This is a genomic window from Haemophilus sp. HMSC068C11, assembly GCF_001815355.1.
Classification (GTDB): domain Bacteria; phylum Pseudomonadota; class Gammaproteobacteria; order Enterobacterales; family Pasteurellaceae; genus Haemophilus_D.
In genome coordinates, this window is the sequence record NZ_KV820361.1 from 56,568 (window position 1) to 69,696 (window position 13,129).

The window sequence follows — 13,129 nt, forward strand, 5'->3', positions numbered from 1 at the left end:
TGTTTTGGGGGCTGACATCTATCAGCCCTTTTTCTTTTTCAAAATTGTGTGAGCTTCAAATTTTGATATTTCTTGTAAAAGCCTTTGGGGGGAATCAGACAAAAGATCTATACTACTTCTAGTTGTTATTTAATAGGGAGTTTTTATGCCTGAACGTTCAGCAAACATCAGTACACACGATCCTTTCGGGAGCTTATTAGGCTATGCGCCGGGTGGCATTGCAATTTATTCATCCGATTATCATACAGCAGATGAGAAAGAGTATCCCGATGATGCCGCCTTTCGCAGTTATTTAGGGCGAGAGTATATGGGATATAAATGGCAGTGTGTGGAGTTTGCACGTCGCTATCTCTATCTCAACCATGGCATGGTATTTACTGATGTAGGAATGGCTTACGAGATCTTTTCTTTACGATTTTTACGTCAAGTGGTGAATGATGCCTTATTACCTTTACAAGCCTTTGCAAATGGTTGTAAACGTAAGCCTGAAGCAGGTGCATTGTTAATTTGGCAGGAGGGCGGTGAATTTAAGCATACGGGGCATGTGGCGATCATTACCGAGGTATTAGAAGATAAAATTCGCATTGCCGAGCAAAACGTGATTCACTCTCGCTTACCAAGTGGGCAGCAATGGACTCGCGAATTACCGATGACGGTTTCCGAAAGTGGTTATTTTCTGCATGATACCTTTGATGATACAGAAATTTTAGGTTGGATGATCCAAACAGAAGATACCGAATACAGTCTGCCGCGGCCAACACCAGAAAAAGAGAAACTTGAGATTCATGCTGAACATATAGAAAACAATGGTCAGTTTGAGCATAAATGGCTGAATGAGCAAAACGAATTTGAAGCGGCATATGTGAAAGCAATGGGTGGGCATAAAGTCAGCCATTCGGATCAATATCGCTATTTTACGATATCTGAAACAGCACAACATGAGTTAATTCGTGCAACCAATGAATTGCATTTAATGTATTTGCATGCCACAGATAAAGTCTTAAAAGACGATAAGTTATTACAATATTTTAATATTCCTAAATTGCTTTGGCCTCGCTTACGGTTATCTTGGCAAAATCGCCGTTATCAAACTATTACGGGGCGTTTAGATTTCTGCATGGATAGTCGTGGATTGAAAGTATATGAATACAATGCAGATTCAGCTTCTTGTCACGCTGAAGCTGGTGAGTTTATGAATCGATGGGCAATTCAGGGTGGATTGAATATAGGCGATAATCCTGCCGATGGCTTACGTAATGCATTAGCGGATTGTTGGAAACATAGTGAAGCCACGCCACTTGTTCATATTATGCAAGATCACGATGATGAGGAAGATTATCACGCATTATTTATGCGCAATGCACTGGTTCAAGCAGGATTTAAAGCCAAAATTATTCATGGGACCGAGGGGTTACATTGGGATAGTCGAGGTCGTTTGATTGATGATGAAGATAACCAAGTAAAAACAGTATGGAAAACGTGGGCCTGGGAAACTATGTTGGAGCAACTTCGTGAAGATGCAACAGGTATGGAAGTTGCTCCACCGATTCGTACAGGCTATCCGGAAGATAAAGTGCGGTTGATTGATGTGTTACTTCGTCCGGAAGTTCTAGTTTATGAACCACTTTGGACAGCGATTCCAAGTAATAAAGCGATTTTACCAGTGTTGTGGTCATTATTCCCAAATCATCGTTATCTACTCGAAGCAGGATTTGAATTGACACCTGAACTGATTAAGAATGGTTATGCACAAAAACCAATTGCAGGTCGTCGAGGTGATAATGTGAAATTGATAGGTGAGTGTAAATCTGTACTCGATAGCACAGACGGTCGTTTTGATAAGCAGGAGAGTATTTATCAACAGCTTTGGTGTTTACCAAAAGTGGAAGATCAATATGTTCAGGTCTGTACTTTTACTGTAGGTGGGCATTATGGTGGTAGCTGTTTACGCTCAGACCCGAGTTTGGTCATTATGGGAAACAGTGATATGCAACCGTTAAGGGTATTATCAGATAAAGATTTCCTTAAGAAATAAAAACAAAATCGGCACTCAAAATGAGTGCCGATTTGTTATTGTTAATTTATAAAATTATTTTGCTTCTTTGTTATCAGTTGGTTTTTCATCTGTTTTTAACATATCAGCAGGAATAAAAGTTTGTTGTACTTTTGACATATCTGGAAGATGGTGTGCAATCCCTTTGTGACAGTCGATACAGGTTTTGTTTTGTTCCTGTGCAAGTGCGTGCATTTGTTGTGCCACAGTTTTTTGTTGTGAGTAATCCATATCATTAAAGTTATGGCAGTTACGACACTCTTGTGAGTTATTCGCTTTCATACGCGCCCATTCGCGTTCAGCCATTTCTAAACGATGTTTTTCAAATTTCTCTTTAGTATCAACTTTACCCGTATAGTATGCTAATACTTCAGTAGAAGCCTGCATTTTACGAATCATTTTTGGCACAAATTCATGAGGAACGTGACAGTCAGAACAAATCGCTTTCACACCTGAACGGTTGCTAAAGTGAATTGATGCTTGGTATTCAGGTACAACATCGTTAGTATGACAATCTGAACAGAATTGTTCAGTATTAGTTGCTGACATACCGACATTAAATAGGTTAGTTCCAACAATAGTACCAATGATAGTTAATAAAATCACCCCACCAATTGCCATTTTGCTCGGCGAGCGTAACCAACGACAAACTTTTTGAATGCTTGATTTAATCATGGTTTAGCTCCTTATTTACCTTGCGTTTTACGAATAGTTTCGAATTTATTTTGAATAATTGGATTTACGTTAGTTTGCTGAACGTGGCATTGTAAACAGAAATAACGACGTGGTGAGGTACCTTCTGTTTTTTGACCATCACGTGTTAAGAAATGACTCTCAGGAACACGTGGCGCACCCGTTGTTGGGGCAACATCTGGCGCGTGGCAACCTAAACATTGATTCGCATTTTTAGTTACTTGTAAGCCACGAATGCTGTGTGGAACAAGTGGGGGTTGGTTAGGAAAAGTAACAGGAATATTGCCTACATCTTTATAAGGATTATTAAATGCAGGTGCAAGACTTTCTGCTGTTTTATCGATGCTGTTTGCAACTTGTGGTGTATCAGCAAATGCCAATCCACTACATAAAGCCAGCATGAAAATAAATGATTTTTTCATGAAATCCACTCCATTAAATAATTAAATATTTTTAATTTTTATTTGTTTCTCAAAGCGAGAGCCAAATGTAAATACATTTTCTGCGCAAACGTCAATACAGCGTCCACAAGTAATACAATCTTTTGCCAATATAATTTGGCTATCTTCAGGTCCACCGTGTAAAGGAAGTCTTAATACTTGCGGTTCTGGGCAAATATTATAACAGTCCATACAACGGTCACAGCGATCGCGATCGACTACATTAATTTTAATCAGGCTTTTAGCACCAATGACTCCATATATCGCACCAATTGGACAAAGGTGACCACACCAGCCATGCTCGGCAACAAGTAAGTCAAATAAAAAGATGACTGAGACCAACCAAAGGGTTGCACCTGTTCCAAAGACAAAGATGCGTCCAAGTGCTGCAACAGGGTTTATCCACTCCCATAAGAGCGTCCCCGTTATTGCACTACCAACTAGAATCACGGCTAAAATCACATAGCGAAGTTGGCGTGAAATTTTTAATGATTGTCGAATACCTAATTTTCTACGTAACCAAGCTGCAGCATCTGTTACCATATTCATTGGGCAAACCCAACTACAAAAGGCTTTGCTTGCAACGATAGCGTAGAATATGACAATCACTAAGGCACCAATAATCGTTGTGATTTCTGGTAGGTAACCTGTCACTAAACTTTCAGCGGTAATCAATGGATCTGTCAATGGCACAGTATCCAAAAGCATGCTTGAGCTGTAATTGCCTTTTAGAATCCAAACTTGCCAAATCGGGCCGCTTAAGAACATTAAAATAATACTTAATTGACTGATTCGACGTAGAATTAAAAAGCGATAAGCATGCCACCAACCGAGTTTTTGGCGAGCTTCTAAGCCTGCATCTTTAGGCTTATTCGGGGTATATTTTTCAGCCATTATTTAACCCCCTTAATGTTTAAGTCCAGATTTGGGAATTGCTCTGCTTCCGGAACTGTTGTTGGATTTGGTACATAATCCATTGTTGCACGGTTTGGTGTTGCCACTTTTTGGTTCGGTTGAACTTGCATTGGCTGATAAACCGGCTCATGTGAGCCTTCCGGCATACGAGCATCCATTGCTGGACGTAAGCCATCCGGATGTTGCTCCTCAATTAAGGATTTTCCGGCGTTTTGTTTTTCTTTCCAGCCTAAGCGATAGTGGCGACCGAGTAGTCCTTTGGCGATATCCATCGGTAAGACTTTAATTGCCGCTTCTTCTAATACACAAGCTTGTTCGCATTTACCACATCCGGTGCAAGCATCAGAGTGAACAGTTGGAATAAGCTTTGCATGAATCCCTGTACGATCATTGTGGATACGTTCAAGTGTAATGGCTTTATCCACTAATGGACAAACGCGGTAACACACATCACAACGCAACCCCTGCCAGTTAAGACAAGTTTCATGGTCTAGCAATACGGCTAACCCCATTCTCGCATCATTGATGTCTTTAAGTTCCTCACTTAATGCACCACTTGGACAAGCATTCATACATGGAATATCCGGACACATTTCGCAAGGTTTATCCCGAGCGATAAAATAAGGTGTGCCAGCTTCCATTGGTGAAATCAGCGAAGCTAAGTGCAACATATCATATGGACACGCTTGGACGCATTGTCCGCAACGGGTACAAGCTGCCAAGAAATCCTTTTCCGGTAAAGCACCAGGTGGACGCAAGGCGATCCCTTCTTTAGCTTTAGCTTGTTGTTGCTGTAAGCCAAGAATAATACCAACCCCACACACTCCTGCAGCCGTTCTTGTCACATTTTTTAAAAACTGACGACGGTTAGGATCAAGTCTCATCTGCGTTTCCTTTTATAAGCGGCCTGATTTTGTAAAAATATTGCAAAATTTGACCGCTCTTATTTTAAATTCCCTTCTCTTTAAAGAGAGGAGCGACTAGAAACAAAAGGAAAATCCTACGCTTTTTCCACTTTTACCGCACATTTTTTGAAGTCGGTTTCACCTGAAATTGGATCGGTTGCATCCAATGTTAATTTGTTAGCAAGCTGACCTGCATCAAAGAAGGTGGTGTAAATTAAGCCCTGAGGACATTTGTTACGACCACGGGTATCTAAGTAAGAAACCATTTCACCACGACGTGTAATTAATTTCACTTTATCCCCATGACGTAAGCCATATTTTTTCGCATCCGCTGGGTGCATCCAAACTAAGTTATTCGGGAACGCACGGTGTAATTCAGGTACACGACGAGTCATGGTACCGGTATGCCAGTGTTCAAGTACACGACCAGTACATAACCATAATGGATATTCTTCATCTGGTGATTCTGCAGGGTCTTCATAAGGCACACCTAAGATAATTGCTTTTTTATCCGGATAACCGTAGAACGCAACATCTTCGCCTGCTTTAACGTACGGGTCAAAGCCTTCACGGTAACGCCATAAGGTTTCTTTACCGTCAACAACCGGCCAACGTAAACCACGTACTTGGTGGTAAGTATCAAATGGTGCTAAGTCATGGCCATGACCACGACCAAAGCTTGCGTATTCTTCGAATAAGCCTTTTTGTAGGTAGTAACCAAAGTGATCGGCTTCATCATTGATGTATCCTGGAACATCCGTTGGTACTTTATATTTGTTTACTTCACCATTCTCGTAAAGTACTTCATATAAAGTCTTACCACGATATTCTGGCATTTGAGCTAATAATTCTTCGCCCCATACTTCATCTGTTTTGAAGTATTTAGAGAATTCCACAATTTGCCATAAGTCAGAACGAGACTCACCAGGACCTTTCACTTGTTGACGCCATAATTGGGTACGACGTTCTGCGTTACCATAGCCCCCTTCTTTTTCTACCCACATACAAGTAGGGAGAATTAGGTCTGCTGCAACCGCAGAAACGGATGGGTAAGGGTCTGAAACAACGATGAAGTTTTCAGGGTTACGCCAACCAGGGAAAATTTCGTCGTTAATGTTTGGACCACCTTGCATGTTGTTGGTACAAAGTTGCCATAAGAAGTTTAATTTACCATCTTTTAATGCACGGCTTTGTTGTACAGCTGCGTATCCAGGTACAGTTGGAATGGTACCTTTTGGTAATTTCCATTTTTTCTCAGCGATTTCAACGTGTTTAGGATTGGTTACTACCATGTCCGCTGGTAAACGGTGAACGAAAGTACCCACTTCACGCGCTGTACCACAAGCTGAAGGTTGACCAGTTAATGAGAACGGACCACAACCTGGTTTAGAAATTTTACCGGTTAATAAGTGTACGTTATAGATCATATGGTTAACCCATACAGCACGAGTGTGTTGGTTAGCGCCCATTGTCCAGTAAGATACTAAGTTCTGTTCTGGATCCGCGTACATTTTCGCGAGGGTTTCAAGCTGATCTTTTGGTACACCAGAAATACGGTGTGCTTCGTCTAATGTATAAGGTGCAACGATTTTCTTGAATTCTTCGAAGTCAGAGTCATACATTTTACCTGCAGTTTTACGGTTTTTCGCTGCAACTTCAAGTGGGTGTTCTGGACGTAGACCATAACCGATATCAGTTTCACCACGTTTGAATTTAGTATGTTTATTAACGAAGTCCCAGTTTACTTTATCGTTTTGGATAATGTAGTTTGCAATGTAGTTAAGGATTGCAAGGTCTGCATGTGGATTAAATACGATAGGCACATCAGCTAATTCAAACGAACGGTGTTCGAATGTTGACATAACTACAACTTTCACGTTATCAGAAGAAAGACGACGGTCAGAAATACGAGACCATAAAATTGGGTGCATTTCCGCCATGTTTGAACCCCAAAGTACAAACGCATCGGTTTTCTCGATATCGTTATAGCAACCCATTGGTTCATCCATACCGAATGTACGCATAAACGCAACTGCTGCAGACGCCATACAGTGACGAGCATTAGGATCGATAGTATTTGAACGAAGACCAGCTTTCCAAAGTTTTACTTTTGCATAGCCTTCATAAATAGTCGTTTGACCGGAAGAGAACATCCCTACAGCATTTGGTTCTTTTTTCTTCAAGATGTCTTTGATTTTTTCCGCCATGATAGTGAAAGCTTGATCCCAAGAAACCGGTGTAAAGTCACCTTCTTTATGGAATTTGCCATCTTTCATACGTAATAACGGAGTTTGTACACGGTCAGCACCGTACATGATTTTAGAAAGGAAGTAACCTTTGATACAGTTTAAACCGCGGTTTACTTCTGCATCTGGGTCACCTTGAGTTGCGACAACTCGACCATCTTTGGTTCCTACCAATACGCTACATCCTGTACCACAGAAACGACATGGCGCTTTATCCCATTTGATGCCCATATCTTCTGCCGCATCAACCTGTTTAACAGGGATGGTCATACCGGCAGCCGCTGCCGCTGCAAGCGCAGCATTAGCTTTCATAAAATCTCTACGATTAAGTTCCATAGTTTTCCCCACTCGTTGTTGAATTTTTTAGAATATACAAAATGGCATGTATACCTAAATTATTTATTTTTCATCTAAATAATTAGAAATTAAAGACACAACAATAACCCCAGGAATGTCTTTAATTTCATCCATAAGATCCGCTAACGCTAATTGACGGTTACTTTCAAGAGTAACCACCAATTTGCCTTCTTCAGATTTTTCACCATGAATTTCAGCACCTGAAATAGCTAAAATAGCTTCTTTGACTTGGCTGAGTTTTTCTGGTCTGGCTTGTACAACAATACTGCATACATACCAGTTTTCATTTTCGCTAAATTGATTCATCTGTATTTGTTTCAAAATTAAGAATTTTTATTGCTTTTGTTGGGCAAACGCTTAAACAAGCACCACAACCATTACAACTTTCTAAATCTAAAATGGGTTTTGCTACACCACCAAGCTGTAATCGAAAACGGATGGCATTCATCGGACAGCTATCTTGGCAACTTCGACATTCCACTCGATTATCTGTTAGGCACTGCGTTGTAATCTCAACTTTATATGCCCAAGGCTCTTCTTCTAATGAGTGAAAAATCGGTTGTTCACAGACTAAAACACATTTTTGACAGAAAGTGCATTCGCCTTTGTCAAATTGTATTTCAGGAAAGCCGCCATCACCTTTTACGATAATTTGGGTTTCACATACCAGTATGCAATCACCGCATCGAGTACATTTATCTGTAAAGTCTGCTTCGTTTACCGACCAAGGTGGACGGATAGCATTTATACCTTGAATTTTAGCGTTTTCAGAATGTAACGATTGTAAAAATTGCCCACGTAATAATTGTCTGCGAGAAGGATTTTCAATCGCCATATTTTTCTTTAAAGTTCGGTATTTTCAAGGGGAGCATTATCTAGCTCCGATAACAAAATAGTAACTACCTAAAAGGAGTAGTTTTTAAGAAATATACACTTTTCTTGAGGTAGATCAAGGATATTTTGAAAGGAAATTAGGGATGTAAATAAATTGTTAAAATATAAGTGAAAATGATTATTAAATAGGGCGGATAATCCGCCCTGAAGTATGCTTAAAATATTATGCGTTTTGGGTTGGGTAATCCCACCAAATATCGAATAATTCACTGATTTCGATTTGTTGTAATTTATTTTCTTCTAACCATTTTTTCACTAACTGACGATGGCTTTCATCACATTTACCGATTTTCTCTAAGCAAACTAAGCCTTCCCAATGTAAATAGCCGCTACCTTCATAAGCTAAGCCATTTGGTTGAATCACTTCAGCAATAAAACGATCAACGGTTTCATCGATAGTTTCGATGCTGGTTCCTTCAGCAAATTGCCAATTCACTAAAAAGCCTAATTCTTGGAATTCAGCTAAGTGAAGTTTTTTACGTTGACGTTGATTACGAGTTTTCATTTTCAATGTTCTCCTATGTTAAGGTAATGGGTATCGTCATCATCTCGATGATTATTTTTTCTTAAAGTATAAATCCCACACACCGTGACCTAAGCGATGACCGCGCGCCTCAAATTTTGTAAGAGGGCGGAAATCAGGACGTGGAATATAATCTTGTTCGGCAGTATTGATTAAGTTTTCATTGGCTGAAAGGACTTCGAGCATTTGTTCCGCATAGTTTTCCCAGTCCGTTGCCATATGAATAAAGCCATTTGGTTGTAATTTTTGAACGACTTGCTCTACAAAGTGTGGTTGAACAATGCGGCGTTTATGATGTTTTGCTTTATGCCAAGGGTCTGGGAAGAAAAGCTGTAAACCACCTAATTCACCATCTTTCACACAATCACGTAAAATTTCAGTGGCATCATGGCAAATCACGCGAAGGTTTTTCACGCCTTTTTCTACCGCATAAGCAATACAGGCACCCACACCAGGCGTGTGCACTTCAATACCGAGATAATTTTTATCAGGATTCGCTTCAGCCATATCCACTAGAGATTTCCCCATCCCGAAACCAATTTCTAATATAACAGGGTTTGTATTGCCATAAATAGCAGCAAAATCAAAAGGGGCGTTTTGATAATCTAATCCAAGATCAGCCCAGTGATCATTCATCATATTTTTTTGAAAATCACTTAAGCGACCCGTCCGCAACACAAAGCTGCGAACTTTACGTTTATAACGACCATCTTCTGTAAATTCAGCCGTTTCAACGGTTTTACGTTTTTGATCAGCAAAGGTTTTTTGCGCTTCTGTCATGGTATTTATTCGCTCAATTAAAATTGGCGGCGATTATACACTAAAAGGCAAGGTTGTGGGATTTTTCCACCTAATTCCCGTATAATAGCGAAAATTTTTAATTGTTTTTTGTTATGAATATTGTCCGAGTTGCATTAGCCGTACCGCTCCCCCGATTTTTTGATTATCTCTATTCGCCCGACTTGACGCCAATTGTTGGTGGACGGGTGTTGGTGCCTTTTGGTTCGCAAAAACGAGTCGGGATCGTGGTGGATTTGCCCGCTTCTTCGGATGTAGCAAAAGAGAAGTTAAAACCGATTATTGATGTACTTGATGCTGAATCGCTCTTTAATTCCACAACGTGGGATTGGTTAGCTTGGTCCGCTAATTATTATCGTGCTGCCTTAGGCGATGTGTTGTTTCAAGCGTTGCCAGTCAAACTTCGTAATGGAGAAAGTGCGGTTAAAAATGACCGCACTTTTTGGCGTATTACGGGCCTTGGAAAACAAGCGTTAGAATCGGGTGAATTAAAACGCGCCAAAAAACAAATTGAAGCCTTAAATTTATTGCTCACGCAAGATTTAGAAAAAGGTAACAATGAAATCAGTTCCGCAATTTGGTCAGCGCTTAAAGGCAAAGATTATGTAGAAGAGATTATTGTGCCTAGTGAACAAAAAAGTTGGCAACAAGCTCTTGGGGATAATCCTTTAGTTAATCTTGATAACCGATTGATCTTAAACAAGCAACAAGCCCTTGCATTTAGTCAGTTGCTTTTCCAAGAAGGCTTTAATGTGTGGTTGTTAGAGGGCGTGACCGGTTCGGGTAAGACTGAAATCTATCTGCAATATATTGAAGAAATCTTAAAGAAAGGCAAACAGGTTTTAGTGCTTGTTCCTGAAATTGGGCTTACCCCTCAGACAGTGAGACGGTTCAAAGCTCGCTTTAATGTGGAAATTGATGTATTGCATTCCAACTTGAACGATACTCAGCGCTTAAATGTTTGGGAGCGAGCAAGAACCGGGCAGAGTGCAATCGTGATAGGGACGAGATCAGCGCTCTTCACCCAGTTTTCAGATCTCGGCTTAATCATTTTAGATGAAGAGCATGACGGCTCGTTTAAACAGCAAGATGGTTGGCGTTATCATGCAAGAGATTTAGGCATTGTTTTAGCGCAAAAGCTCAATATCCCTATCTTATTAGGTTCTGCCACACCAAGTTTGGAAAGTGTGAATAACGTACAAAATGGTAAATATCATCATTTGGTCTTATCAAAAAGAGCCGGAAATTCGACCGCACTTCGCCAGTTTGTGATTGATTTAAAACATCAACGAATTCAAAACGGATTATCCGAACCGCTATTGCAACGTATGCAAGAACACTTAGAAAAAGGCAACCAAGTATTTTTGTTCCTTAATCGACGTGGATTTGCGCCTGTGTTGTTATGCCATGAATGTGGTTGGATTGATGAATGTCATCATTGCGAAAAACCTTATACTTATCACCAACATCAGCGCGTTTTACGCTGCCATCATTGTGGTGCTCAAAAAACAGTGCCGATGCAGTGTGGCCATTGCGGTTCAACGCATTTAGTGACCACGGGATTAGGTACAGAGCAGCTAGAAGAAACCTTAAAAGCACGTTTTCCTCAATATAATATTGCTCGTATCGATCGCGATAGTACGGCGCGAAAAGGTAAGCTTGAAGGTTATTTAGAGGATATTCAGCAAGGTAAAAGTCAGATTTTAATTGGCACACAAATGTTAGCCAAAGGACACCATTTCCCGAATGTCACTTTGGTTGCGTTAGTGAATGTGGATAATGCCTTGTTTTCCCTTGATTTCAGAGCCGAAGAACGTTTGGCGCAGCTTTATGTACAAGTGGCAGGTCGTTCAGGCAGAGCGGAGAAACAGGGTGAAGTGGTTTTGCAGACGCACTATCCGGATCATCCGTTATTAACCACCTTGCTTGAAAAGGGCTATCAAGCCTTTGCAGAAGAAACCTTGAAGTTGCGGCATAATATGGGCTTGCCTCCATTTAGTTTCCAAGCCTTGTTTAAAGCTCAATGTCGTCATTCTGAAGAGGCGGAAAATGCATTGTCGCAATTGGCGTCTTTCTTCTATGAGCAAAAAATTGAAGGCTTGCAAGTGTTGGGGCCAATTCCTGCACCGTTCAGCAAAAAAGCGGGACAGTATCGTTGGCAGTTACTATTACAACACGCCTCTCGAAAACAATTACAGGCTGCATTGAGTCGATATTCCCCAGAGTTGATAAAGTCTTCGCAAGTGCGGTTGATTTTAGACGTGGATCCTTTGGATTTGAGTTAGCAAAAATTCCCTAGAAAAATGCATAGTTTTTCAGTAGAATTAAGCGTTTTTTATACTCTAAGTTTAATTTATCGAATATTTTAGGATTTTATCGTGGCTCATCGAGATTTTGCCGGTCGAAGCGGCTCAAAAAATAATAAAAAGAAAGCAAAGAAAAGTTTTAATCGCAATACCTTAATTGTTCTTGCGTTGGTGGCGGTATTAGGTTTTGGGTTAGGGCTTTACTTCTTAAAAAGTAAAACACCAGCACCTGTAGTGACGACAAATGTTCAGCCGGAAAAACCGCAACCGAAAAGTGTGTTACCAAATCGCCCAGAAGAAGTGTGGCACTACATTAAAGAATTAGAAACCCGTACGGTGCCGGTGGATAATAATCCTTCTTCTGTTGAAAAAAATATGCGTTTGACGGAAGAGCAGCGTCAAGTGCTTATTCAAATGGAAAAAGAACAAAAAGCGGCAGAAGAAGCGAAAAAATTAGAAGCTCAACGTAAAGAGCAAGAAGCGGCGAATGCAGAAAAAGCTGCTGCTCAAGCACAGCAAGCTCAACCAGCACAGACAGCTCAAACTCAGCTAGCTCAGCAAACAGCAAACCCAGAAGCGAAAAAGCCTGAGCCAGTTAAAAAAACAGAGCCAGTTAAAAAGCCTGAACCGCCGAAAAAAGTAGAAGTGGTGAAAGCTGAACCCGCAAAAACGGAACCTGCTAAAACTGAGCAACCGAAAAAAGTAGAACCGAAACCCGCTGAACAACAAGTACAGGCTGGCGGCAAAAAATTTGGTTTGCAATGTGGAGCATTTAAAAATCGTGCACAAGCAGAAAGCTTACAAGGTCGTCTAGCGATGGCTGGCGTAAATGCACAAATTGCGACAAGTGAAGAATGGAACCGCGTACGAGTGGGACCATTTGGTAGTCGAGATGCCGCAACAGCAGCACAAGATAAAGCAAAATCAGTGGCGAGTTGCGTAGTGATTGGAATGTAATTCAGAATTTAAAAGTGCGGTTAAAAATAACCGCACTTTTTT

Annotated in this window: 12 protein-coding genes; 3 read left to right on the top strand and 9 right to left on the bottom strand. The window is 40.6% G+C overall.

Going from position 1 to position 13,129, the window contains the following annotated elements; translation table 11 throughout:
* Positions 1-145 precede the first annotated feature (145 nt).
* Positions 146-2,035 carry a bifunctional glutathionylspermidine amidase/synthase gene (gss, locus tag HMPREF3020_RS04050; RefSeq protein WP_070775640.1) on the top strand — a complete coding sequence of 630 codons (1,890 nt, stop codon included), beginning with the start codon at positions 146-148 and terminating at the stop codon, positions 2,033-2,035.
* 54 nt (positions 2,036-2,089) lie between these two features.
* Here the strand turns inward: gss and HMPREF3020_RS04055 are convergent, their stop codons facing one another.
* From HMPREF3020_RS04055 to trmB, 9 genes are all read right to left on the bottom strand, one after another.
* Positions 2,090-2,728: a NapC/NirT family cytochrome c gene (locus HMPREF3020_RS04055; protein ID WP_049373150.1), complete on the bottom strand. Its 639-nt coding sequence runs from the start codon at positions 2,726-2,728 to the stop codon at positions 2,090-2,092.
* 11 nt (positions 2,729-2,739) lie between these two features.
* The gene (locus HMPREF3020_RS04060) at positions 2,740-3,168 is read right to left on the bottom strand and encodes a nitrate reductase cytochrome c-type subunit (protein WP_049384754.1); all 429 of its coding nucleotides are present in this window, start codon (positions 3,166-3,168) and stop codon (positions 2,740-2,742) included.
* A gap of 21 nt (positions 3,169-3,189) precedes the next feature.
* Entirely contained in the window at positions 3,190-4,080 is an 891-nt protein-coding gene (gene napH, locus HMPREF3020_RS04065; protein ID WP_070775641.1) for a quinol dehydrogenase ferredoxin subunit NapH, read from the bottom strand.
* Positions 4,080-4,985 (bottom strand): ferredoxin-type protein NapG, encoded by a 906-nt coding sequence (gene napG / locus HMPREF3020_RS04070; protein WP_049365641.1) that lies wholly within the window; start codon positions 4,983-4,985, stop codon positions 4,080-4,082. The genes napH and napG overlap by 1 nt, the downstream gene beginning before the upstream one ends.
* Positions 4,986-5,101: 116 nt before the next feature.
* Positions 5,102-7,588 (bottom strand): nitrate reductase catalytic subunit NapA, encoded by a 2,487-nt coding sequence (napA, locus tag HMPREF3020_RS04075; protein WP_070775642.1) that lies wholly within the window; start codon positions 7,586-7,588, stop codon positions 5,102-5,104.
* Positions 7,589-7,651: 63 nt separating this feature from the next.
* Positions 7,652-7,915: a chaperone NapD gene (locus HMPREF3020_RS04080; protein WP_049384760.1), complete on the bottom strand. Its 264-nt coding sequence runs from the start codon at positions 7,913-7,915 to the stop codon at positions 7,652-7,654.
* Complete coding sequence (napF, locus tag HMPREF3020_RS04085; RefSeq protein WP_070775643.1) at positions 7,902-8,444, bottom strand: ferredoxin-type protein NapF; 543 nt, start codon at positions 8,442-8,444, stop codon at positions 7,902-7,904. The genes HMPREF3020_RS04080 and napF overlap by 14 nt, the downstream gene beginning before the upstream one ends.
* Positions 8,445-8,666: 222 nt before the next feature.
* On the bottom strand, positions 8,667-9,008 hold the full coding sequence (locus tag HMPREF3020_RS04090; RefSeq protein ID WP_080351316.1) for a YggL family protein: 342 nt from the start codon (positions 9,006-9,008) through the stop codon (positions 8,667-8,669).
* A gap of 51 nt (positions 9,009-9,059) precedes the next feature.
* Positions 9,060-9,806, bottom strand: coding sequence for a tRNA (guanosine(46)-N7)-methyltransferase TrmB (gene trmB, locus HMPREF3020_RS04095; RefSeq protein ID WP_070775644.1), 747 nt, complete (start codon positions 9,804-9,806; stop codon positions 9,060-9,062).
* Positions 9,807-9,919: 113 nt separating this feature from the next.
* On the opposite strand from trmB, the gene priA reads away from it, so the two are divergent.
* Positions 9,920-12,109 (top strand): primosomal protein N', encoded by a 2,190-nt coding sequence (priA, locus tag HMPREF3020_RS04100; protein ID WP_070775645.1) that lies wholly within the window; start codon positions 9,920-9,922, stop codon positions 12,107-12,109.
* A 93-nt stretch (positions 12,110-12,202) separates the two neighbouring features.
* On the top strand, positions 12,203-13,087 hold the full coding sequence (ftsN, locus tag HMPREF3020_RS04105) for a cell division protein FtsN (protein ID WP_070775646.1): 885 nt from the start codon (positions 12,203-12,205) through the stop codon (positions 13,085-13,087).
* The last annotated feature ends 42 nt before the right edge of the window (positions 13,088-13,129 follow it).

Excerpts from the sequence above, each read along its gene's own strand:
- gss (WP_070775640.1), top strand. The coding sequence starts at position 146 with ATGCCTGAACGTTCAGCAAACATCAGTACACACGATCCTTTCGGGAGC.
- HMPREF3020_RS04055 (WP_049373150.1), bottom strand. The coding sequence starts at position 2,728 with ATGATTAAATCAAGCATTCAAAAAGTTTGTCGTTGGTTACGCTCGCCG.
- HMPREF3020_RS04060 (WP_049384754.1), bottom strand. The coding sequence starts at position 3,168 with ATGAAAAAATCATTTATTTTCATGCTGGCTTTATGTAGTGGATTGGCA.
- napH (WP_070775641.1), bottom strand. The coding sequence starts at position 4,080 with ATGGCTGAAAAATATACCCCGAATAAGCCTAAAGATGCAGGCTTAGAA.
- napG (WP_049365641.1), bottom strand. The coding sequence starts at position 4,985 with ATGAGACTTGATCCTAACCGTCGTCAGTTTTTAAAAAATGTGACAAGA.
- napA (WP_070775642.1), bottom strand. The coding sequence starts at position 7,588 with ATGGAACTTAATCGTAGAGATTTTATGAAAGCTAATGCTGCGCTTGCA.
- HMPREF3020_RS04080 (WP_049384760.1), bottom strand. The coding sequence starts at position 7,915 with ATGAATCAATTTAGCGAAAATGAAAACTGGTATGTATGCAGTATTGTT.
- napF (WP_070775643.1), bottom strand. The coding sequence starts at position 8,444 with ATGGCGATTGAAAATCCTTCTCGCAGACAATTATTACGTGGGCAATTT.
- HMPREF3020_RS04090 (WP_080351316.1), bottom strand. The coding sequence starts at position 9,008 with ATGAAAACTCGTAATCAACGTCAACGTAAAAAACTTCACTTAGCTGAA.
- trmB (WP_070775644.1), bottom strand. The coding sequence starts at position 9,806 with ATGACAGAAGCGCAAAAAACCTTTGCTGATCAAAAACGTAAAACCGTT.
- priA (WP_070775645.1), top strand. The coding sequence starts at position 9,920 with ATGAATATTGTCCGAGTTGCATTAGCCGTACCGCTCCCCCGATTTTTT.